This is a genomic window from Zunongwangia sp. L-65 (genome assembly GCF_056859415.1).
Window position 1 is genome coordinate 16,094 of sequence record NZ_JBSXOK010000053.1, and the last position, 21,961, is coordinate 38,054.

Sequence of the window (21,961 nt, forward strand, 5' to 3'; positions counted from 1 at the left end):
TGAGATAATAATAAATGCGGAATATCAATTTTTGATATCCTAATAAAATTTTTTAAAACCATTCTTTAGTCGAGAATGGTTTTTATTTTTACCCGTTAATCAAGAATAGTATTTTTGTGATGATTTTTAGCAATTAATATTTAGAAGAGCTATAGCTTATGCCCAATTTTGTAGATGTTATTTTACCCCTTCCTCTAGATAATAGGTTTACTTACACTATTTCTGAAGAAGAAGCAGTTTTTTTACAAAACGGGATGCGGGTAGCGGTACCCTTTGGGAAATCTAAAGTATATACTGGTATCATTGCTGAAGTTCACAATCGTGCGCCAGAAGTTTACGAAGCTAAACCTATAAATCAGATATTAGATGAAACTCCTCTGGTAACTCAAAATCAGTTAGAATTTTGGAAATGGATAGCCTCCTATTATATGTGTACTGAAGGTGAAGTGATGCGAGCGGCCCTACCGGGTGCCTTTATTTTGGAAAGTGAACATATTGTCCAGTTACAAAAAGAGGCCGAATTTAACGAATCTGATCTTAAAGATGATGAATTTTTGGTGGTGGAAGCTCTGCAAAATCAGTCATCATTAAAAATTAAAGAAGTTGAAGCCTTACTCGATAAAAAATCGGTACTACCAATTTTAAACCGATTAATGGCTAAGGATATTGTAGTACTTAGCCAGGAAATTTATGAGCAATACAAACCCAAGCGAGTTAAATATATCAAACTGCACGAGAATCATGAATCTGAGGATGCTATGCATCAGCTTTTAGATGAACTTTCACGCGCTCACAAGCAACGGGAAGTAGTTTTGAATTATTTCAGCTTAAAGGCCAAAAGCCTAAAGCCAATTAATGCTAAAGAACTGCAAAAAATATCTGGAACTACTGCTAGTGTATTGAAAAGTCTGGTCACCAAAAATATTTTCAAGGAATACTACCTTAATGAAGATCGTGTTGCTTTTGAAGGGGAAATTACGAGAAGCCATATCGAATTTAACGAATATCAGCTTAAAGCGTTTGGACAAATTAAAGCAGCTTTTGAAGAAAAAACAGTATGCTTATTACACGGGGTGACCTCTAGTGGGAAAACTGAAATTTATCTAAAACTTATTGAAGAAGTTTTAAATGAAGGTAAGCAGGCGCTTTATTTATTACCTGAGATTGCTTTGACAACACAATTGATCAATCGGCTTCAGGCGTATTTTGGCGATAAAGTTTTAGTGTTTCATAGTAAGTATTCTATGAACGAAAGGGTAGAAGTTTATCAAAATGTACTTAAGGCCGGGGAGGGACCAAAAGTAGTCATTGGCGCAAGATCAGCTATTTTCTTACCCTTTCAACAATTGGGCTTGATCATCATAGACGAAGAGCACGAAGCTTCTTTTAAACAATATGATCCGGCGCCCAGATATCACGCACGTGATGCTGCGGTGGTTTTGGCTAATCTTTTTAAAGCAAAAACTTTAATGGGATCTGCCACACCATCTTTAGAATCTTATTATAATGCAGTACATGATAAATATGGTTTTGCAGAATTATCAAGACGTTTTGGAAATGTAATGATGCCGGAAATTGAAATTGTGGATATCAAAGAAAAGCATCGAAAAAAACGAATGACTGGTCACTTTTCAGATCGCTTGTTAAAAGAAATCGAGGAATCTCTGTCTGAAGGTGAGCAGGTTATTTTATTTCAAAATAGAAGAGGATTTTCGCCAATTTTAGAATGTAATACCTGTGGGCACTCGCCACAATGTCCTAATTGTGATGTTAGTTTAACCTATCACAGCCATAGCAACCAGCTACGCTGTCATTATTGTGGGTATCATATCGCTATGCAAAAGCGTTGTATGGCTTGTCATAGTGATGATATTTCAACCAAAGGCTTTGGTACAGAACAAATTGAAACCGAATTAAAAGCATTATATCCTGATCATAAAATTGGAAGGATGGATCAGGATACCACCAGAGGAAAACACGGTTACGAAAAAATTATTACCGCCTTCGAAGATTTGGAGATCGATATTTTGGTTGGAACTCAAATGCTTACCAAGGGATTGGATTTTAGAAATGTTAACCTGGTAGGGGTAATGAATGCTGATAATCTTTTAAATTTCCCAGATTTTAGGGCGCATGAGCGAAGTTTCCAGTTAATGCTACAGGTGGCAGGAAGAGCGGGGAGAACGAAAAAGAGAGGGAAAGTATTGATCCAGAGTTATAATCCTCATCATCAAATTATTCAGCAGGTTTCTACAAATGATTATGCGGGAATGTATAAGGAACAACTACAGGAACGCTATAATTATAAATATCCTCCATATTTTAGATTGGTGCGTTTAAGCCTAAAATCTCGGGATTTTAGTAAAACGAATGAAGCAGCCGATTGGATCGCTAAGGCGATGCAAAACGTTTTTAAACAAAATGTGTTGGGGCCGGAATTTCCCCCGGTAGCCAGGATACGCAACGAATACTATAAGAATATTATGCTTAAAATTCCACAAAATCAATCTTTAGGAAAAACTAAAGCTGTGCTTCATAAAATTTTGATAAGTTTTAATGCAATTTCAGCTTATCGCAGCGTTAGGGTTATTGTAAATGTAGATCCTATGTAGCCATACTTATATAATGAACCAAAAAAGAAAGCCGAATATTACAAGAGTAATATTCGGCTTTTTGGTATCTGAAAATTAAATTGTATTCTGATTTTTCCTTAAGCGTTACTGCTTAAAGCTTCAATAAGATTATTCTTCTTATGCCTGCTTAGCGGAAGTTTTTCTTTTGCGATTTCTATGGTCTTACTATTATATCTTTCTACTTTATCCAGATTTACAATATAAGATTTGTGTGTTCTCATAAATTTGTCTGAAGGTAATTCTTTTTCAAAAGACTTCATTGTAGCCAATACCACGAAATTGTCTTCTTCCGTGACAAACTTTACATAATCGCCAAGAGCCTGAATATATTTTAGACGATTTAAAAAAACTTTGCGATTTTTAAGGTTACTTTTCACAAAAATAAAATCCTCATCTTCAGGAAGTACTGCCTGATTTTTTAGCTTATACATATTTATGGCTTTGAGCGTAGCGTTGTTGAAACGCTCTTTGCTCACGGGCTTCTGTAGATAGTCGGTAGCACTATAATCAAAAGCTTTATAAGCATATTTGGTCTTACCAGTAACGAACACGATTTGTGGCTGGTTAGGAAGATCATCTAAAAGTTCAAAACCAGATAGTATAGGCATTTCTATATCCAAAAAGATAAGATCGATCTCATTGTCTAGTAATCCATTTTTGGTTTCAATAGCATTGTTGTATTCCGCCACCAAAGTGAGATTAGGATGATCTTTAATCATCTTAACAATGGATAGTCTTTGAAGACTTGAATCGTCCACAACTGCACATTTAAGCAAAATTTCTTCCACAATTAATAGGTAGTTTTGTATTAACAATAATATACATTATTATTGATATAGGCAAGATAAGCATAAATTTCATCGCTTAAAAACAAGAATGATCGCGTTTTAAAATTTGCTTGCTAAATATAAAAAATAGTTTTACTTTTGCAGCCAAATTTAATAAAATATACTTTTATGAATCATTATGAAACTGTTTTCATCTTGAATCCCGTTTTATCTGATGAGCAGATAAAGGAAACAGTTAAGAAATACGAAGAATTTCTTGTTTCTAAAGGAGCTGAGATGGTATCAAAGGAGAATTGGGGGCTTAAAAAATTAGCATATCCAATTCAGCACAAAAAAAGTGGTTTTTATCACTTATTTGAATTTAAAGCACCAGGAGAGGCTATCGAGCCTTTAGAGCTTGCTTTTAGAAGAGATGAGCGTATGATGCGTTATTTAACTGTGAAGTTAGATAAGCACGCTGCAGCCTGGGCTGAGAAAAGAAGAAAAAGAATCCAAGAAAAAGCGTAAGTATGGCTACATCTATTGAACAACAAGCAAAAGGTAAAAAAGACGGAGAGATTAGATATCTTACTCCACTTAATATAGAAACATCAAAAACTAAAAAGTACTGTAGATTTAAAAGATCGGGTATTAAATATATCGATTATAAAGATCCAGACTTTTTAATGAGTTTTGTAAACGAGCAGGGGAAATTACTTCCTCGTCGTTTAACCGGGACTTCTTTAAAATACCAAAGAAAAGTGGCTGTAGCTGTTAAGCGTGCTCGTCATTTAGCATTAATGCCATACGTTGGTGATTTATTAAAATAAAAAGAAGCAATTATGGAATTGATACTTAAAAAAGACGTAGATAATTTAGGGTTTAAAGACGATGTGGTATCTGTAAAAAATGGTTACGGTCGTAACTTTTTAATCCCGCAAGGCTTCGCAGCATTAGCAACTCCATCAGCTAAGAAAGTTTTAGCTGAAACTCTTAAACAAAGAGCTTACAAAGAGCAAAAGCATATCGACGAGGCTAAAAAACAAGCTGAAAAACTTAACGGTTTAGATATTAAAATTACAGCTAAAGCTGGTGCAGGAGACAAATTATTTGGATCTATCACCAATGCAGATTTAGCTGATGTTTTAGCTAAAGAAGGTGTAGAAATCGACAAGAAATATATTAGTATTGCCGGTGGAAATATCAAAAGATTAGGACAATACGAAGCTACTTTACGTTTTCATCGTGAGGTGATATCTACATTATCATTTGATGTTGTAGGAGAAGCTTAAGAAACCTATATAAATTTTAAAAAGCCTGCTCTATGAGTGGGCTTTTTTTATAACCTTTTTATTTGTTATGAAATACGCCAGACTAACACGAGAACAACTCGAGGAAATGCAACAGGAGTTTATTAATTTTTTAGCCACTCAATCAATTACCGCAGAGGAGTGGAAGGATATAAAAACCAATCAACCTGATGTAGCCGAAAAAGAGATCGATGTTTTTAGTGATCTTATTTGGGAAGGTGTTTTAAATAAGGTGGAATATTTAGAGCATTTCTCTAAGCAACAAATCTTTCTATTTCAAATTACTACTGCAACGATCAATCTTATCGCTGTGAAGGTAGAAAATGAAGCTATCGATATCACTACGCATGAAGGTTATAACTGGTTGCGGACTAATCTAATGGATGATGCTGTAAATATTTACACATCGACCAAAGCGATAAGCGAAGATCGGAATAAAGATATTTTCGCACTAATTAAGCAAGGAGCCAATATCACAAAAGGCGACCTTTATAAGTATTTTGCAGAAATTGTTAAAGGTTAATTTATTTAAACTAAAAATTACTTCTTCTAAAAGCATTTTTAGTTTAATTAAATGCTGAAGAAGATTTTTTGTTTGACTCTAATCGCGGGTCAATTACTCGTATCTAAGGGACTCTATCGGGTCTTGCTTGGAAGCTTTAATAGCAGGATACAAACCTGAAACCAGGGCGGTAATTAGCGTAACCACAATCGCCCAAAACATGGCTAACCATGGGGTTGTGAAATCGAAGCCTACTCCGGCTGAAACGGCCATGCCTATTAAAATTCCCAGGATGATACCTAATACTCCACCAAACTGTCCAATAATTAGGGTTTCCATAAAAAACTGAACAGCAATGGTGTTTTTCTTCGCTCCCAGTGCTTTGCGTACACCAATTTCACGTGTTCTTTCCGTAACACTTACCAGCATAATATTCATAAGAGCGATAGAAGATCCAAATATCGTTACTAAACTTATAATCCAGGCCGCCATATTTAAATAGCCAGACATTTGTGCAATTTCATTGAGTAAGCTGTCACTTCTTTCAATGCCAAAATTATCCCTTTCTATAGGGTTTAATTGTCGTATACTTCTAAAAGTGAGGATGGCGTCATCTTGCGCCGCATCTAAAGCTTCTTTATTTTCAACCCGTACACTAAGGTTATAGTTTATTCCAGGGTTGCTGAAAATGGAGCGGGCATGCTGAAGCGGAATTAAAACCCGTAAGTCTTCATTATTACCAAAAGTTGATCCTTTAGATTCTAAAATACCAATAATTTTAAATTTTGCACCACGAATACTTATAATTTTATCGATAGGATTAGCACCTTTAAATAAGCTATTATTTTTACCAAAATCTGCTCCAACAATCGCTACATTATTATTATTTTGAATATCAAAATAATTGAAATCACGACCACTTTCTATATTTAATCCAGAGTTGGTAAGGTAATTTTCGTTAATTCCTAGCACATTTATTTCCGGATCGGTTTTTTCATTTTCCCATTTTATTTCTGCAGAAGAGGTTCCTGTAAAGCTAATTGCTGTAGTGGTTAATGGAAAATGATATTTATCCTGAAAGGTTTTTACCTCACGGTACGTAATCACAGGGTTTACCTTATTAATTTCACTACCCCTTTGTGAAGTATAATTATAACGCTGAATATTAAATGTATTGGCGCCCATAGAAGCAAAATTGCCGCTAATGGTATTTTCTAAAGCGCCCACAGCGCTAAGAATTCCCACCAGTGCTGTAATTCCAATGGCAATAATAAGTACGGTTAGAATAGTTCTTAAAAGCTGCCCTTTAATCGAATCGAAAGCTATACTAATATTCTCGCGTAAGAGTGCAAACATATTTTGAAATTTCAGTCACTACAGGTTAGACTCCATTTTAGTAATAATGTTACTTAAATTTTTAAAATTGTTTCGGTTCGGTCAAAATTTAAGATATTTGCAGGCATGAAATCACCGTAGGCTTCGCTTTTAAAGCAAAGAAAAGATGATTTTTAAAATTTGGAATCGAATTATTTAAACTGAATAAATACAGGAATTATTCCTGAAGATAGATAGACTTTATGGCACAAAAACCTTCAATACCAAAAGGAACCAGAGATTTTACTCCGCAGGAAGTTGCAAAACGTAATTATATTTTTGACTCGATAAAAACTGAATTTAAAAAATTTGGTTTTCAGGCGATCGAGACGCCTAGTTTCGAAAATTCTGATACACTGATGGGAAAATATGGGGAAGAAGGTGACCGACTTATTTTTAAAATCTTAAATTCTGGTGATTTCTTAAAAAAAGCTGATGAAAAAGCCTATGCCGATAAAGACAGTTTGAAGCTTACGCCTTCAATTTCAGAAAAGGCACTTCGTTATGATCTCACTGTTCCATTTGCGCGATACGTGGTACAACACCAAAATGAAATTGATTTTCCTTTTAAACGTTATCAAATTCAGCCGGTATGGCGTGCAGATCGTCCTCAAAAAGGAAGATTCAGAGAGTTTTATCAATGTGATGCCGATGTAGTTGGTAGCGACAGCTTGTGGCAGGAAGTGGAGTTTGTTCAGTTGTACGATTCGGTTTTTTCAGCATTAAATTTAAATGGAGTAACTATAAAGATTAATAATCGTAAAATTTTATCTGGTTTTGCAGAAGTTATTGGCGAACAGGATAAATTAATTGATTTTACGGTTGCCCTGGATAAATTGGATAAGATAGGAGAAGATGGTGTAGTAAAAGAAATGCTTTCTAAAGGAATTTCTGAAGAAGCGATCGCGAAAATTAAACCTATTTTTGATTTGAAAGGTGATTTTGCTGAAAAAATTGAGGCTTTAAAAGCTATATTATCAACATCTGAAGTTGGGTTAAAAGGAATTGAAGAATTAGAATTTATCCAAAATGCTATTTTAGAAATGCCTTTAAAAACTGCAAATCTCGATCTGGATGTGACGCTGGCCAGAGGCTTAAATTATTATACCGGGGCCATTTTTGAAGTTGCTGCTCCAGATGAAGTGAAGATGGGATCTATAGGGGGGGGTGGTCGTTATGATGATCTAACCGGAATCTTTGGTCTTAAAAATATGAGTGGCGTTGGAATTTCTTTTGGTTTAGACAGAATTTATCTTGTTTTGGAAGAATTAAATCTATTTCCTGAAGCTGTTGCTGATGATGTAAAAGTTTTATTCGTGAATTTTGGCGAAAAGGAAGCGCTTTATGCGTTTAAAGGAGTAAATGCAATTCGTGCTGAAGGAGTGAATGCTGAAGTATTTCCAGATGCGGCGAAGATGAAAAAGCAAATGAACTATGCAAATAAGCGTAACATTCCGTTTGTGATTCTTGCTGGTGATGAAGAAATGAAGGCAGGAGAATATACTCTTAAAAATATGAAAACTGGGGAGCAGGATCGATTAACTTTAAAAGAACTTGTTGCTAAGATTGCATAAAAAAAGCCCCAATCTGGGGCTTTTTATCATATTGCAGTCGATTAAAATTAGTTATCCTGCTGCTTTTTCTTGCTACTCGCTTCATTTAATTTTTCCATATCTGCTTTAGAAAGCTGAACAGCAGTGGCTTCATCAAAAGCTTTTAAATGAGAAGATTTTGTAGCGCTTGCAATGGCTGCTGCAATTCCCGGTCTATTTATAATCCAGGCCAGGGCCACACCGGCATTGGATATTCCGTGTTCTTCGGCAACTTCATCTAGAGATTTAAGGATATTTTTTCCATGATCATCCAAATAATCTTTTACAAAATCCTTTCTATTCTGACCTTCCAGATCATCTTTAGTCCGGTACTTTCCAGTTAAAAACCCGCTTGCCAAAGAAAAATAAGTTGTAATACTCACGTTGTTTGTCTGGCATAATTTTAAAATATCACCTTCAACTTTATCCCGGTTCATTAAATTGTATTCCTGCTGAAATACCTGATATTTAGGTAAACTCTTATCATTCGATGCATTTAAAGAATCTCTTAGTCGTGCCGGACTTAAATTGGAAGCTCCTATATATTTTACAGCCCCATTTTTAATCAATTCTTGATAAGCACTTAATGTTTCTTCTACAGGAGTACGATCATCATCCCAATGGGTGTAATATAAATCAATATAATCGGTCTGTAATCTTTTTAAGGATTCCTGGGCTGCTTTCAGGATATAATTTTTAGAAATATTTTTTTGTCCCTGCCCCATATCAGAACCTACCTTCGTGGCAAGGGTTATTTTATCCCTTACTTGGCGCTCCTTCATCCATTTTCCGATAATTTTTTCAGATTCGCCTCCTTCATTACCGTCTGCCCACCGGGAATATACATCTGCAGTATCGATACACGTATAGCCTTTTTCCAGTAGTTCATCGAGTATTTTAAAAGATTCTTTTTCATCTAAAGTCCATCCGAAAACATTACCACCAAAAATAATTGGAGGTGTTTGTAAATCTGTATTACCTAAATTTTTGACATCCATAATTTTTTTTAGAAAAATAGAAACTTAATTTGAGTATAAGAAAAATAAAAAAGCTTTTAAGCTTTGATTAACGCTATTTAAAAGGTATCAGGCTTAATAGGATTAACTTATCTTATTTATTTATTAAAAGCGTTAAAACCTGCGAAAAATGAAGAATAGTGAAAAAAAAACTTTTAAGTTTGCTTAAAATTTAATCAAATAAATATTTAGTTATACATTTGATTTCTAACTAACTGCACGCTAACCATGACTTTACAAATTATCATAACCGCCTATATCCTGGTTTTTCTCGGGATTATTTATCTTACCTGGAATCATTTTTTTAATTCTCCTGAAGATATTAGCCAGACTATGGAGAAAGACACCAAAGCTGATAGTGAGATTGAGAATGGTTTTGAGGGGAAAAAAGTTGTTTTTGATGGTGAATTAGATGCTTATAGAGAAGAGAATATCAAGAATGAACTAAGAAATAAGCATGCTATAGTTGAGGATAAAATGGCAGAAGACACGAATTTTCTTATTACCGGTAAAAATCCCGATTGGTTGGTAGTAGAAGAAGCTAAAGATCTTGGAGTGACCATTGTTAATGAAATGGATTGGCAGAATACAGTCCATAAGACTGAAACTAATTTATCTGCGGAAACTAAACTATTAAGGGAGGGTAATGAAGTAGATTCTGCCGAAATTGTTTAAGTTCCAAATTAAAAAATAAATACTTCTAAAATTGAAAATTAAATTTTTACTCATCGTTCTCCTTTTTAGCTTTCAAGCTTTTGCGCAATGTTATGATTTAGGTTCAAAAAGAAAGAATTATGATTCTTACTTCTTTGTTTCTGCCGGGGCAGATCCTATTCCAACTGAAAAATGGATAAATAATGAAGTTGCTGACTTTACAACAAATGGATTAGATTTATTGCTTAAAGCAGGTTATGGTAGTGATGAACTTTTATTTGTTCCTATAGAGTTTTATGCGTATTATGAGCGATTTAATGATGTAGGTTATCAACAGTATGGAGTTGGTGGATATATTTATACTCTATTTTTAAACGATAAAATTCAGGCACTTGCCGGAGGGGATCTTGGTATGGTAAATAGAGAATATAGCAGTGGTACTATTGAATCAGATCAGTTTTTAAATTTAGCCATGAATCTGGAACTACGTTATATATTTTTAGAAAAATTTAGACTAGGGCTGCAATTTAATTTTGAAAAAAGAGATGACATTGCACCTGAGATAGAAAATGCAAATTATTACGTAGCAAGTTCATATCTGTCATTATATTATACGTTCTAAATTATATCATTTTAGACCAATTTCTTTATCCTTAATACAATACCGAAAAGAAATCAAAGAGATAAATCCAAAGAATATCAATAATTAGATAGTTTTTTGGGTCTTTTTGATACATTATCCACATTCAGTTTTTGGAATCAAAAGCCATTGATTATCGGAAATGACATGCATAAGAAATCATCAAACCTTAAGAGCATTTCTGATTCTATAACTATCTTTTCTAAAACTATTGATAGGTGGAGTCCTAACAATTATTAGATGTAAATTATAGTAATGATTGATTAGTTTTTCAATCTATTTTTCTAAAGAATATTTTTATATGTTATCGGGATATTGATACTATTATAACATCAATATCCCGATAACCTGTAACAGTAAAATTTATTAGCTGTCCTTAAATTAAGGATAGCTATATATTGTTTCGTAAGGCAATTACCAAAAAATCTTTACTATTTAAATAGTAAAGATGATGTAATAAAATTTCTTTATTGGATGCAACTCAAAAATTCAATGTTTACAAAAACCACTGTAAGGAAACCATGAAGTTTTGGCCAATATTAGCAATTCCATCGGTCTTTAATCTTGATAAATGAGCAATATAATTTTTGTTTAAAAGATTGTTTCCGTTTACAGAAATCTGTACTTCAGATTCTGCTAATTGAACGCGACCGCCAAATCCTGCGCCAAGGAGAGAGTACCCGCCAGTTCTGGTTTCAAAAGCACTGGTATTTTCTTTATCAAAAACATTTTTAAGTCTGATAAAAGCATACTTGTTTTGGATAAATTTTCCTTGATTAAATTCAACTCTAAAAGTGTTGGTGATGCTGTTTGCAGGTATTAATGGCAGATATGTGTCATCATCTCTTTTTCCAGTAACGGTTTCAAAACTACTTTCAATATGCATCCAATCCCATGGATGTGGGTGAATATGCATTCCGATTTCACCGCCATATAGCTTGGCATCGTCCTGGATATAATCGTAAACAGGATTTTCGTTGATAGTTTCTCCAGTAGGTGTTAAATAAATATAATCATTAATGGTATTATGAAAAGCATTTGTAAAAGCTTCAAAATGCTCATTTCTCCACTCTAATGAGAAATCCACCTGGAAGTTTTGTTCATTATCAAGTTCAGGATTTCCAACTTCGTACCGATTGGCACCATGGTGAGCACCATTACTGGTAAGTTCTGCTAAATTAGGAGCCCTAAATCCACTCGCTAAATTTAACCTGACATTCAAATTCTTAGAAAATTGATATTTAGCCCCAAAAGCTCCATTTACACTATTAAAAGAAAGATCTACGGCTTGCATATATCCAGATTCTCCTTCGTGACCATGCATTTCACTATCAATAGTACGGGTGTCGTAACGTAAACCTGCCTGAAAATCCCAAAGGCTTAAGTGCAGATGTGTGGTTGCAAAAACTCCAAAATCCACTGTTTTAGCATCAGGAATCAAAATCTCTTCTCCTGTATTGCGGTTATCCTGCCACATACCTTGTATACCAGCAATAGTTTCAAATTTACCTAATTTTGGTAGATTATACTTGATATTGTAATTGAAGGTTTCCAACTCCATATCTAAAGCAGGATGCAAGTCTTCTCCCTCTTCACTATGTTCACCTTCATGCCCGTGATCATCTTCTTCATCATGATCATGTTCCTCGCCATCTTCTTCCTCATGGTGGTGATGATCTTCAAATTCTTTTCGGTTATTAAACTGATATCCAAATTTGGCATTCAAGCTAGAGTTCGCAAAATAAACCGTATTATCAGCACTTAAAATATGATTATCAATTTGCTGGTAGGGTAAGACCAGTGTCTTAGAAGTGGTTTGAGTACCAATTTCTTCAGGTATACCAAGTTCACTCCGGTTAAAATTATAACGAAGATCAGATTTAAACTTTTCGTTTTGATAAGCAATTCCTGTTTTTAGATCTTTTTCATTAAATCTTGTGTTTGTTACTCTTTGCCCGTCTCCCGTCTTGTAATCTGAATGTTCAGCCAAACTTCCGCGTGCGATAAATTTTAATTTTTCTCCTGAAGTTTTTGCCATCGCACTGGCCTGATACCCCAAAGTATTACTGAAATAATCTCCATTAAATTCAGCCTTGGTTTCGCCGGCTGAAGCATATTGCTCAGGATTCAGATAAAGAACACCACCAATGGCGTCGCTACCATAGAGTAGGGAAGCGGGACCTTTAATAACTTCTACACTTCCAATTCCTTTAGAGCTGATACCCAATCCATGTTCACCACCAAACTGCTGGTTTTCCATTCGAACGCCCTGGGTATAAGTAAGCACTCGGTTAGAACTTAATCCACGAATTACAGGTTTTCCAATACCAACACCGGTACTTAAATTTTCTACTCCTGCAATTTGTGAAATCCCATCAGCTAAAGTAACAGCTCCTTTTTTGTTTAATTCGGAAACACTTTCCCGTTCCACACGCATTACATTTTCGCTTTGCAACTGGTGAAAAGGAGTTGAAACAATAACTTCTTCCATTTCTACTGCTGAAGGTTTTAATACCAGCTGAATCTCTGATGCGGGAATGCTTACGTCTTTTGAGTATGAGGTAAAGCCTATAGAAGAAACTATTAATTTGTAATTCCCAGCAGGTAAATTTTTGATAGTGAAATGACCATCTATATCTGTTGTACTGCCCTTTTCTAGTTTTGGAAAATAAACACTTGCACTAAAAACAGCTTCTCCGGTTTCCTGATTTTTTACAGTTCCACTAAATTGATTTTGTGCAAATATCACATTGGATACTGCTAGAAGGAGTATGGTAATGAGTATTTTTCTCATTTTTTGGGATTTTAAACGATTAAATGAAATATGGAATATCCGTAAGTACTACTAATATATAGTCGCATTCTATTTTAAATGTTATTTACGGCTATTAAATCCTTAGCCATAAATAGCTCTAAAAGTAGAAAGATTATAAATTTTAAGATATAATACGGACGATCATAAATGAAACTTTCCTTTGCTCTTATCTACAGGAAAGGGGAATTGTATTGATTATGCTACCATTGAGGGGGGACCTCTAAGTTCGAATAACCGAGATTGATAATCACTTAAAAATTCGTAAAAGCTGAAAAGATGTTTAGCCTGTGTATTAAGAACAATAGGCTCAAAATTTAAAATTTCGAGATTTAATGCAGGGCTTTGATGAAATTTATGAAGGTTACAATCTAAATCCGGATGGTGAATATGCTGCTTGGCATAATTATCACAAAGTCCGTGATGGTGACCACTAAAGACATGTGCAAAATTAGCAATTGCAGGAAATACGATGATAAACGCTGCGAAAACAAATAATATATTTTTAAGCGTTTTTTTCATTTAATCTCTAAAGAATTTGCCCAATCCCAGTCGAGTAAGCATTTTTTTTTCAAATGTCCAGAAAAATTGAAATTGCCCAAAAATCCAGCCAATTAATATTAACAATATCTGATATATAGGAAATAAAAATAAAATTCTGGCAGGCCAATAAATATACCATTCATGTTGCGGGGTTATTCCTAGAAAAGTGGTTACCGGAGCTGCTAATTTTGCAGCTGTGGACCCCGTAATAGCGAAAACAAGTAGGATTACAACTAACTGACGATTAGTGGTTAATCCCCAACGTTCTTTTAATTTCTCCATGTTGCAAAGATATTAAAAGGAATGAAGTTTTAAAGCCATAATGACTTAAATACGTGTTGGTACCGTAAACCGTTGATTATACTGCCTGCTTAGATAGACAAAATAATAATATAATAAATAATTTACTTCGTAGCCATAATCTATCTGTGGATCATAATTAATCTCCTGTACATAAAGATTATTATTATAGCGCATTGGCTGGCGAACGCGGTTATTATAATCATTAACTAAAATGCGATTTTTGTTTTCAAGATAAGTTTGGGAATAATACCCTTGAGGTCTCGCTATACTATTAATAAACAAGTTAAAACCTGGTTCAATGATAATGATTTCGTATTCCAGGCTATCATTTGCGATTCTAACCGTATCGTTTTCAGCGCTGGTATTTCTATCACCTCTACCACTATTTTTAGTTAATCCACAGCTGTAAACAAACAGCAACATCAGCAGGATGTAAAGTATATTTTTCACACGAATGAGTTTAGGTTGAAATTTGATTTTTAAATGTTTAAATCCCTGAAAAAATCCTTGGACAGAAAGTTTTTGATGTTCTCATTGTTTCCTGATAGTTATTGGTATTTGGAGGCATTTTCATTTGCAGTCTCAAATTCCTTAATAAGGTATTTATTTTGGCAAATTAAGTAAAAAGTAAATTATTTACCACCGGTATAACCTTTTAAAATACTGTCTTTCTTTTTCTTTTTACCAATTACCATTTCTGAAGCTTCGGGAATAAAGTTCGGATCATTTTTTATGTTGAAAATAGTATCAAAAAACGAATTGTTATATTTTGAGGAACTGCCTAAAGCACTATCAATAAGATCCTCTATATCTTTATCTTTATTAATATTTTCTTTTTTCTTTTGGATGCTTAAAATGGCGATAACTACAGGAATCGAAATGGTCGTTATTTCCCGTACTGCTTCTTTATCTACATTTAAAGAATCACTTATAGTGTTAATTACGCTGCTGAAGTTTTCTCCCAGAATCATTTCACCATAGTCATGACCACATTGTAAAAGCTCTTTGGTTTCCTTTTGAGAAAATACCGTCATGAATTTAAAAGGATTTGGGGCTTCTTCCAGCATTTCATTAAGGGCTTCACTATATCCTTCCTGAATTTTATTTTTAAAGTTACCCAAAATTAAAGGAAGTACCATTCCTAAAACCGAAGACACATTATTTGATGAAACCCCTGTTTTATTAGAGGCTTTATTGATAAGTTCTTTGCCTAAATTGGTATTTAGAATGTCTAATATTGATGCCATAATACTAATTTTTTGTAACTAACTATAGATTTAGCATAGTTAGTTTAATGAGAATTTTGTAAAAATCTTTTTGAAGCGATTGGTACAGTATACCGAAGTTAATCAATAAAAGTCGGGCGTATTGTTAAAGCTTTATTATAATCCAAAATAGGACAGGAAGTAAAGTATAGCTTGCAACGAAAGCTTATATTCTTTCTAATCCCAACCCTGACTTATAAAAATAGCTGGGATTGGGATTAGAAAGAAATTTAGGAGTATTAAGGTTTACGGGAATTATTTAAAGAAATCCATACCAGATTTGCCGTGAAATCTAGCTATTATTTCTTTGGCAATGACTTCTCCTGATCGGTCTGTGGCGGCGCCAGTTAGACCACCAATATGTGGAGTTAAAGATATGCGCTCGTTCATCAATAATTTAATAGCCGGTGTAGGTTCATTATCGTATGTGTCTAAGCCAGCAAATTTTATTTTTGCATCTTCCAGAGCTTCAATCAGCGCTTCTTCATCGATCGCATTCCCGTTAGAGATATTAACGATTCCGGCGTTTGGCTTCATTAAAGCGATCTCTTTAGCATTTATGATCGGTTTTTTCTGTTGCGTAACACTTAAACAAATAATATCAGAATTTTCTAAAATCTCTTCTAAGGATATTGTTTTAAGACCAATTTCTACATTTTAATCCTGAATACTCATCTGAAGCTTTGCTCCGGCTACCTTAGGATCTGTGGCAATAACTTTCATACCAAAACCAAGGGCAATTTTTGCTACTTCCTGGCCAATTTTACCAAAACCGATAATACCAAGGGTTTTGCCGTGAAGTTCGATGCCTCCTGAATAGAAGTTTCTTAGATCTTTAAAGTTCATATCACCTTCTAGCGGCATATTTCGGTTGGAATGGTGTAGGAAACGACTACCACCAAGAATATGAGCGAAAACAAGTTCGGCTACAGAACGTGTAGCGGCTACAGGAGCTGTGATGAATTGAATGCCATTTTTCTCGGCATTGGAAACCGAATTGATTACTTTTTGATCACCGATTATGCCAATGAATTTTAATTGAGGAGCATTCGTAATTACTTCATCTTCGATAAAGGTATTACGGGAAATGATTCCTTCAATGTTTTTGGCGTTGATATATTCTTTTAGCTGAGATTGGGCAACCTTCACAGATAAAACATTAAAGCCGGCCTCGGTTAATTGGGAAATTGCGGCTTGTGAAAGGCCATCGGTAACTAAAATATTCATTGATTTTTATTTTTCTGAATTATGAAATTTTTTCGAAATGTTGCATGACATCCACTAATACCTGTACACTTTCTATAGGCATCGCATTATACATGGAAGCGCGATAACCTCCTACACTTCTATGGCCGTTGATTCCGTTGATATTCGCTTCTTTCCAAAGTTTATCGAAAGTAGTTTTATCAGCTCCTTCAGCAAGATTAAAAGTGGGGTTCATGATCGATCGGTCTTCTTTTTCAGCAAAGCCTTTAAATAGAGGATTGCGATCTATTTCATCATAAAGTAATGCTGCTTTTTTAGTATTCTTGTCTTCGATCCCTGCAATTCCACCTAACTTTTTAAGCCATTGCAAGTTTAGCAAAGAAGTGTAGACAGCAAAAACAGATGGGGTATTAAACATACTATCTTTCTCGATATGCACCTGGTAATTCATCATCGATGGAATTTGTCGTGCTACTTTGCCTAAAATCTCTTCTTTTACCACGACCAGGGTTACCCCTGCAGGACCCATGTTTTTTTGTGCGCCTGCGTAGATCAAATCAAACTGACTAAAATCCAGGGTTCTTGATAAAATGTCACTACTCATATCACATACCAACGGTACCTGGGTTTTAGGAAAAGTTTTCATTTGTGTCCCATAAATGGTATTGTTACTGGTACAATGAAAATAATCAGTATCCGTCGGGATTATATAATCTTTGGGAATGTAATTAAAGTTTTTATCTTTAGAAGAAGCAACTTCAACTACTTCGCCAAACAATTTTGCTTCTTTAATCGCTTTACTACTCCATGTTCCGGTATTGGTATATGCCGCTTTTTTCTCAAGTAAATTATAGGCAACCATTAAAAATTGCATACTGGCGCCGCCATGTAAAAATAAGGCCTGATAACCTTTATCCTGAAGACCTAGAAGTTCCAAAACCAGAGCGCGAGCCTCTTCGATTACCGAAACAAAAGCTTCACTACGATGAGAAATCTCAAGAATTGAAAGGCCAGTGTTATTAAAGTCCATTATTGCTGCAGAAGCTTTTTCGAAAACTTCCTGTGGCAAAATGCATGGTCCTGCACTAAAATTATGTTTTTTCATATTGTATTTAGGATTGCGCTCTTAAATGGAGCTTTTCTTTGCTGTAGGTCGTACATTCTGAACTTACATGTTAAAATTTGTTGAAACAGCGAAGAATTTATTAGTTTAAATTGATCAAAAATTCCATCGTATCTACACCATCGGCATAGTCCCAAAGTTTTGGATGCTGAGTTTCGCCAAATTTCACTTCATTTTTTGCCGAAATTTCTTTTCGTACCACACATTGTAATTGCCCTGCTTTTTCTTCTAATTGTTGCTGAAGTTGATCTTTATTTTCATAGAACTCATAAAATAATACAGAAATTGGTGAGCCATAACCTTCATCCTCTTTAAGCATTAAAAAACCGTTATCCAGAATATTGAATTCACTCATAAGATACACGGCTTTGTTGTAATCATAGTTATTGGCGTATTTATTTTGGTTAATAATATCGTTCCAGTGATAAATTCCTTTATAAAAATGATCAAAGTCGTAATTTTTAGGTAGAAATAACTTGGATACATTGCGGCAACCAAGTCCGTAATATCTAAAAATATCCTCTCCCAAAGCCTTCAATTCGCTTTCGGTTTCATCTCCACGAATAATAGCCACCGAGTTTCGGTTTTTGCGAATAATATTCGGTTTATTTTTAAAATAATATTCAAAATAACGCGCAGTATTATTGCTTCCCGTAGCAATGACGGCATCAAAATTCTCTAATCTTTCCTGAGTAAAAGAAATTTTAGATTCGAATTCACTATTTAATTCCGCTAAATAATTACATAAAACAGGTAAAAGCTGCTTGTCGTTATCTGAAGGCTTAATTAAAACATTATGCCCAGAGATTAAAACACTCAAAAAATCATGAAAACCTACTAAAGGAATATTTCCAGCCATGATGATGGCAACGGTTTTTGGAGTGATGTCCTCTTTAATCGCGTAGGTTTTTAGCCAGGTTTCCAGATTTTCTTTGGTTAAGGCTTCGCTCCATTGTTTTAAAGCAAATAGGATATTGTTTCTGGTAAACCAACCATTATAATGTACGGCCGAATTGATTTTGTATTCCAATTCGTCGAAATATTTTTTATCGATTTCAGAAAGATTTAGCGCTACATCATTTTCAGTATTAAAATTCTTAAGAAAATCGCCTAATTTTGAAAAATATGAAATACGTTCTTTTATTGTCATTCCTAATTTGGTTATGAAAAGCCTTCACGTTAAATTTGTAACAGCGAAATTAAAACTTCCTGACTGGAAAAACTATAAAATTTCCTAAAACTGGAAGTAAAAGAGAAGAATCGCCTTATTTTTATAAATTAAAAAAACAGCTATGGCAATCATTATAACAGATGAATGTATAAACTGCGGCGCTTGTGAACCAGAATGCCCAAATACAGCAATTTATGAGGGAGCTGATGACTGGCGATATGCAGATGGTACAGAACTTTCTGGCGATATCGTATTACCATCGGGTACAGAGGCTAATGCTGAAGAAGCCCAAGAGCCGGTAAGTGATGAGTATTACTATATTGTACCAGATAAATGTACAGAGTGTAAAGGTTTTCATGAAGAACCACAATGTGCGGCAGTATGCCCGGTAGATTGTTGTGTTCCTGATGAAGATCATGTTGAAACTGAAGAAGAGTTACTCGCAAAACAAAAGTTTATGCACGAGTAATCAAAAAGTCAATATCTCATTCTAGGTTTCAACTATACTGAACTTTCAAAAATATATAAGTCCGTTTGCAAAAACGGACTTTTTTTATGAGATATTCACTCGAAGCTCATTGCGGTATTTAGAAGGTGATTTGCCAGTAAACTTTTTAAACTGCTTATTAAAATGACTAAAATTATTAAAGCCGCATTCAAAGCAAATATCGGTAATGCTTATTTGTGCTTCGTGTAAAAGCTTTGCGGCGTGTGTAAGTCGATATTCATTTACAAATTGTGTAAATGTTTTCCCTGTAATTTTTTTAAAGAATCTGCAAAAAGCAGGAACCGTCATGCTGGTAAGTTCAGCAACTTCTTCCAAAGCAATCGATCGTTTAAATTCTTCTTTTACAAAATTAAAGATCTGGTTAATACGATTGTTATCCTGCAACTCGGTTTCCAGGACAAAGCCATGGGCATTAAGTATGGTATAATTCCTGGCCTCTTCCAAATGTTTAAAAATCTCGAGTAGTGCAATTAAACGTCCAAATGGAGATCGGTGTTTAATTTCTTCAATCTTTTCACCAATATATCTTTTATCCTCACCATGAAAAACAATTCCTTTTTTGGCTGTTTCCAAGAGAGTGACAATATTTTTAGTTTCTGGAATATTAAAAAAGGTCTTACCTAAAAAGTCGGGATGAATCTGTATAACAGTTTCTCTTTCGTATCTATTTAATGTACTGGTAAAACCGCAATGGGGTAAATTAGAACCAATAAGTATAAGATCACCCTGGCGATAATAAGAAACATGGCTTCCAATTTGTCTTTTTCCCGAGCCACTACTTATATAAACCAATTCTATTTCTGGGTGATAATGCCAAAAATTGTTGTTTTTATTTGGGGTTGAATGATCAAAAGTCTGATATCTGAACGAACTACCAAATTGAGGTTCAACCTTTTCAAAAACTGCTTTTTGTGATTTTATCATATCGATAACGTTTTAGCCGAAATGGGGTAGCAAATTATGAATGTTTTATTATGTTTAAAATTAACCCAAAAATTTATATAGTACAAAATTAACCTTTTACGATAATATTTTCGGTTAAAATAACACATATTTTAGTTCATTCTCTATTAATCTGCGCTTAGGTTTCGCTTTATATTTGTTGACGGATAATTAGTAATTTAACAAAAACACCGAAAATCATGAAAAATCTATTGAAAGTAACAGTTTTGGTTTTGGCATTAGTATTAGGAAATACTGTGAATGCTAAGGATATAGAAGTTAAAGTTAAAAAAGAGCAGTTAGTTGTAAGTTTAGAAAATACTCAGGAAGGATCTAGTTTAATTTTAACTGATATGAGTGGAGAGGTGCTATTTAAAGATACACTTATGGAATCTTCTTATAAAAAAGCTTTAGATCTTCATAGTATTCCAAAAGGAACATATTTTTTAAACTTTGAGAAAGATGATAGTATTGTTACTACGGTAATTAGTAAAGATAATGACGGAGTTACGGTTAATAAGGCCTCTTCAAAAATATTCTTTAAGCCTTTTTATAAGACTTTAGAAGATAAGGTTATGGTTTCTTTTACTAACCCAGGTTACGAGAATGCTACTTTTAGAGTTTATGATGCAGATGGTAATTTAATGACTACTTCTACAAATAATGATCTTGTAGTAAAGAAAACATTCGATTTCTCTGAAGTACCGGCTGGAAAATACATGATCGCTTTAACAGTAGGAGACCGTACGATTACTAAAACAATTACATTAGGATAATAAAAAGATTAATTTTATTAAACGTTTTATAATTAAGCCGACTAAATTTAATTTAGTCGGCTTTTTAATTATAATTTAAACGAAAAGCCATCATCTATTTTACGTTTATATTTTTGCTGATCGAATTTGTAAAGAAAACTTCCTTTGCGGGAAGAACTCATATCTTTTTCATCCAATTTCACTAAAATATCTAAGGAGTTGATCTTATTTATAAAATTACGTTTATCCAGTTTTTCACCTAAAATAGCTTCGTACAACTTTTGCAGTTGTCTCATAGTAAATTTCTCTGGAAGCAATTCAAATCCTATAGGTCCGTTAGATGCGCGGTAACGTAATCTACTAATAGCATGTTTTACCATTTTGCCATGGTCAAAAATTAAGGAAGGTGCTTCAGATAACGTAAACCATTTGGCAGAATAATTTTCGGTTAACTCGGTATTATGTTCTGCACTATTAATTAAAGCAAAATAAGATACCGATAGCGTACGCTCTACAGGATCCCGGTCTACTTTACTAAAATTATAAAGTTGCTCTAAATATACATTATTGATTCCGGTTAGGTGATGTAAAATTCTATTAGCAGCCTGGTCCAGGTTCTCATCCTTTTTTAAAAAACCTCCCATTAGCGACCACTTACCACGTTCTGGTTTAAAGTCTCTTTTAATCAGTAAAATTTTAAGTTCTTCTTCATCGAAACCAAAAATGATACAGTCTACGGCAAGTAGTACTTTATCTTCAGAACTATAACTATGAATCATTGATAAAATTTAAAATGGGCAATTTAGGATAATTTAAAAGTAAATCATAATCGATACGTACGTCGA

At 34.2% G+C, this 21,961-nt stretch carries 22 protein-coding genes and 1 pseudogene; 10 read left to right on the forward strand and 13 right to left on the reverse strand.

All coding sequences use genetic code 11. From position 1 onward, the window contains the following. The first annotated feature begins 158 nt into the window (after window positions 1-158). On the forward strand, window positions 159-2,612 hold the full coding sequence (gene priA / locus AC13DP_RS07940; RefSeq protein WP_272957633.1) for a replication restart helicase PriA: 2,454 nt from the start codon (window positions 159-161) through the stop codon (window positions 2,610-2,612). A 98-nt stretch (window positions 2,613-2,710) separates the two neighbouring features. Here priA and AC13DP_RS07945 read toward each other — a convergent pair whose 3' ends face one another. Continuing rightward, window positions 2,711-3,391, reverse strand: coding sequence for a LytR/AlgR family response regulator transcription factor (locus AC13DP_RS07945; RefSeq protein WP_394329738.1), 681 nt, complete (start codon window positions 3,389-3,391; stop codon window positions 2,711-2,713). A 198-nt stretch (window positions 3,392-3,589) separates the two neighbouring features. Between AC13DP_RS07945 and rpsF the strand changes: the two genes are divergently transcribed. The 4 genes from rpsF to AC13DP_RS07965 all read left to right on the forward strand — a co-directional run bounded on the left by rpsF (window position 3,590) and on the right by AC13DP_RS07965 (window position 5,233). Beyond that, the gene (gene rpsF, locus AC13DP_RS07950; RefSeq protein ID WP_013071548.1) at window positions 3,590-3,928 is read left to right on the forward strand and encodes a 30S ribosomal protein S6; all 339 of its coding nucleotides are present in this window, start codon (window positions 3,590-3,592) and stop codon (window positions 3,926-3,928) included. Between the two features lie 2 nt (window positions 3,929-3,930). Beyond that, window positions 3,931-4,230 (forward strand): 30S ribosomal protein S18, encoded by a 300-nt coding sequence (gene rpsR, locus AC13DP_RS07955; RefSeq protein WP_013071549.1) that lies wholly within the window; start codon window positions 3,931-3,933, stop codon window positions 4,228-4,230. Between the two features lie 12 nt (window positions 4,231-4,242). Continuing rightward, entirely contained in the window at window positions 4,243-4,692 is a 450-nt protein-coding gene (gene rplI, locus AC13DP_RS07960; protein WP_013071550.1) for a 50S ribosomal protein L9, read from the forward strand. Window positions 4,693-4,759: 67 nt separating this feature from the next. Beyond that, window positions 4,760-5,233: a DUF6495 family protein gene (locus tag AC13DP_RS07965; protein WP_013071551.1), complete on the forward strand. Its 474-nt coding sequence runs from the start codon at window positions 4,760-4,762 to the stop codon at window positions 5,231-5,233. Between the two features lie 93 nt (window positions 5,234-5,326). Here the strand turns inward: AC13DP_RS07965 and AC13DP_RS07970 are convergent, their stop codons facing one another. Further along, entirely contained in the window at window positions 5,327-6,568 is a 1,242-nt protein-coding gene (locus AC13DP_RS07970) for an ABC transporter permease (RefSeq protein ID WP_347407535.1), read from the reverse strand. A gap of 221 nt (window positions 6,569-6,789) precedes the next feature. Here AC13DP_RS07970 and hisS point away from each other — a divergent pair, with 221 nt between their 5' ends. Continuing rightward, window positions 6,790-8,160 carry a histidine--tRNA ligase gene (gene hisS / locus AC13DP_RS07975; RefSeq protein WP_013071553.1) on the forward strand — a complete coding sequence of 457 codons (1,371 nt, stop codon included), beginning with the start codon at window positions 6,790-6,792 and terminating at the stop codon, window positions 8,158-8,160. A 47-nt stretch (window positions 8,161-8,207) separates the two neighbouring features. Here hisS and AC13DP_RS07980 read toward each other — a convergent pair whose 3' ends face one another. Further along, on the reverse strand, window positions 8,208-9,176 hold the full coding sequence (locus AC13DP_RS07980) for an aldo/keto reductase (protein ID WP_272957636.1): 969 nt from the start codon (window positions 9,174-9,176) through the stop codon (window positions 8,208-8,210). Window positions 9,177-9,422: 246 nt separating this feature from the next. On the opposite strand from AC13DP_RS07980, the gene AC13DP_RS07985 reads away from it, so the two are divergent. Together AC13DP_RS07985 and AC13DP_RS07990 are read left to right on the forward strand one after the other, a co-directional pair. Beyond that, window positions 9,423-9,869 (forward strand): BRCT domain-containing protein, encoded by a 447-nt coding sequence (locus tag AC13DP_RS07985; RefSeq protein ID WP_228250201.1) that lies wholly within the window; start codon window positions 9,423-9,425, stop codon window positions 9,867-9,869. 31 nt (window positions 9,870-9,900) lie between these two features. Further along, window positions 9,901-10,470 (forward strand): DUF481 domain-containing protein, encoded by a 570-nt coding sequence (locus AC13DP_RS07990; RefSeq protein WP_013071556.1) that lies wholly within the window; start codon window positions 9,901-9,903, stop codon window positions 10,468-10,470. A gap of 514 nt (window positions 10,471-10,984) precedes the next feature. Here AC13DP_RS07990 and AC13DP_RS07995 read toward each other — a convergent pair. From AC13DP_RS07995 to AC13DP_RS08030, 8 genes and pseudogenes are all read right to left on the reverse strand, one after another. Further along, the gene (locus AC13DP_RS07995) at window positions 10,985-13,282 is read right to left on the reverse strand and encodes a TonB-dependent receptor (protein ID WP_281682645.1); all 2,298 of its coding nucleotides are present in this window, start codon (window positions 13,280-13,282) and stop codon (window positions 10,985-10,987) included. A gap of 216 nt (window positions 13,283-13,498) precedes the next feature. Then, window positions 13,499-13,822 (reverse strand): hypothetical protein, encoded by a 324-nt coding sequence (locus AC13DP_RS08000; RefSeq protein WP_013071558.1) that lies wholly within the window; start codon window positions 13,820-13,822, stop codon window positions 13,499-13,501. Beyond that, complete coding sequence (locus AC13DP_RS08005) at window positions 13,823-14,125, reverse strand: DUF6787 family protein (protein ID WP_013071559.1); 303 nt, start codon at window positions 14,123-14,125, stop codon at window positions 13,823-13,825. 45 nt (window positions 14,126-14,170) lie between these two features. Next, entirely contained in the window at window positions 14,171-14,596 is a 426-nt protein-coding gene (locus AC13DP_RS08010; protein WP_013071560.1) for a DUF6146 family protein, read from the reverse strand. Window positions 14,597-14,778: 182 nt separating this feature from the next. Next, window positions 14,779-15,393: a DUF937 domain-containing protein gene (locus AC13DP_RS08015; RefSeq protein ID WP_272957758.1), complete on the reverse strand. Its 615-nt coding sequence runs from the start codon at window positions 15,391-15,393 to the stop codon at window positions 14,779-14,781. 273 nt (window positions 15,394-15,666) lie between these two features. After that, window positions 15,667-16,638: pseudogene (locus AC13DP_RS08020) on the reverse strand (NAD(P)-dependent oxidoreductase). Window positions 16,639-16,657: 19 nt separating this feature from the next. Beyond that, on the reverse strand, window positions 16,658-17,722 hold the full coding sequence (gene serC, locus AC13DP_RS08025) for a 3-phosphoserine/phosphohydroxythreonine transaminase (protein WP_347407532.1): 1,065 nt from the start codon (window positions 17,720-17,722) through the stop codon (window positions 16,658-16,660). A gap of 100 nt (window positions 17,723-17,822) precedes the next feature. After that, the gene (locus tag AC13DP_RS08030) at window positions 17,823-18,890 is read right to left on the reverse strand and encodes an acyl-CoA reductase (RefSeq protein WP_347407531.1); all 1,068 of its coding nucleotides are present in this window, start codon (window positions 18,888-18,890) and stop codon (window positions 17,823-17,825) included. Between the two features lie 142 nt (window positions 18,891-19,032). Between AC13DP_RS08030 and AC13DP_RS08035 the strand changes: the two genes are divergently transcribed. Next, window positions 19,033-19,380: a 4Fe-4S dicluster domain-containing protein gene (locus AC13DP_RS08035; protein WP_013071565.1), complete on the forward strand. Its 348-nt coding sequence runs from the start codon at window positions 19,033-19,035 to the stop codon at window positions 19,378-19,380. 84 nt (window positions 19,381-19,464) lie between these two features. On the opposite strand, the gene AC13DP_RS08040 is transcribed toward AC13DP_RS08035, so the two are convergent. After that, window positions 19,465-20,343: an AraC family transcriptional regulator gene (locus AC13DP_RS08040; protein WP_013071566.1), complete on the reverse strand. Its 879-nt coding sequence runs from the start codon at window positions 20,341-20,343 to the stop codon at window positions 19,465-19,467. Between the two features lie 218 nt (window positions 20,344-20,561). Between AC13DP_RS08040 and AC13DP_RS08045 the strand changes: the two genes are divergently transcribed. Then, entirely contained in the window at window positions 20,562-21,137 is a 576-nt protein-coding gene (locus AC13DP_RS08045) for a T9SS type A sorting domain-containing protein (protein WP_483067522.1), read from the forward strand. A 68-nt stretch (window positions 21,138-21,205) separates the two neighbouring features. Here AC13DP_RS08045 and AC13DP_RS08050 read toward each other — a convergent pair whose 3' ends face one another. Next, on the reverse strand, window positions 21,206-21,895 hold the full coding sequence (locus AC13DP_RS08050; RefSeq protein ID WP_013071568.1) for an NUDIX hydrolase: 690 nt from the start codon (window positions 21,893-21,895) through the stop codon (window positions 21,206-21,208). Window positions 21,896-21,961: the final 66 nt, after the last annotated feature.

Coding starts and splice junctions, on each gene's coding strand:
- priA (WP_272957633.1), top strand. CDS start 159: ATGCCCAATTTTGTAGATGTTATTTTACCCCTTCCTCTAGATAATAGG.
- rpsF (WP_013071548.1), top strand. CDS start 3,590: ATGAATCATTATGAAACTGTTTTCATCTTGAATCCCGTTTTATCTGAT.
- rpsR (WP_013071549.1), top strand. CDS start 3,931: ATGGCTACATCTATTGAACAACAAGCAAAAGGTAAAAAAGACGGAGAG.
- rplI (WP_013071550.1), top strand. CDS start 4,243: ATGGAATTGATACTTAAAAAAGACGTAGATAATTTAGGGTTTAAAGAC.
- AC13DP_RS07965 (WP_013071551.1), top strand. CDS start 4,760: ATGAAATACGCCAGACTAACACGAGAACAACTCGAGGAAATGCAACAG.
- AC13DP_RS07970 (WP_347407535.1), bottom strand. CDS start 6,568: ATGTTTGCACTCTTACGCGAGAATATTAGTATAGCTTTCGATTCGATT.
- hisS (WP_013071553.1), top strand. CDS start 6,790: ATGGCACAAAAACCTTCAATACCAAAAGGAACCAGAGATTTTACTCCG.
- AC13DP_RS07980 (WP_272957636.1), bottom strand. CDS start 9,176: ATGGATGTCAAAAATTTAGGTAATACAGATTTACAAACACCTCCAATT.
- AC13DP_RS07985 (WP_228250201.1), top strand. CDS start 9,423: ATGACTTTACAAATTATCATAACCGCCTATATCCTGGTTTTTCTCGGG.
- AC13DP_RS07995 (WP_281682645.1), bottom strand. CDS start 13,282: ATGAGAAAAATACTCATTACCATACTCCTTCTAGCAGTATCCAATGTG.
- AC13DP_RS08000 (WP_013071558.1), bottom strand. CDS start 13,822: ATGAAAAAAACGCTTAAAAATATATTATTTGTTTTCGCAGCGTTTATC.
- AC13DP_RS08005 (WP_013071559.1), bottom strand. CDS start 14,125: ATGGAGAAATTAAAAGAACGTTGGGGATTAACCACTAATCGTCAGTTA.
- AC13DP_RS08015 (WP_272957758.1), bottom strand. CDS start 15,393: ATGGCATCAATATTAGACATTCTAAATACCAATTTAGGCAAAGAACTT.
- serC (WP_347407532.1), bottom strand. CDS start 17,722: ATGAAAAAACATAATTTTAGTGCAGGACCATGCATTTTGCCACAGGAA.
- AC13DP_RS08030 (WP_347407531.1), bottom strand. CDS start 18,890: ATGACAATAAAAGAACGTATTTCATATTTTTCAAAATTAGGCGATTTT.
- AC13DP_RS08035 (WP_013071565.1), top strand. CDS start 19,033: ATGGCAATCATTATAACAGATGAATGTATAAACTGCGGCGCTTGTGAA.
- AC13DP_RS08040 (WP_013071566.1), bottom strand. CDS start 20,343: ATGATAAAATCACAAAAAGCAGTTTTTGAAAAGGTTGAACCTCAATTT.
- AC13DP_RS08045 (WP_483067522.1), top strand. CDS start 20,562: ATGAAAAATCTATTGAAAGTAACAGTTTTGGTTTTGGCATTAGTATTA.
- AC13DP_RS08050 (WP_013071568.1), bottom strand. CDS start 21,895: ATGATTCATAGTTATAGTTCTGAAGATAAAGTACTACTTGCCGTAGAC.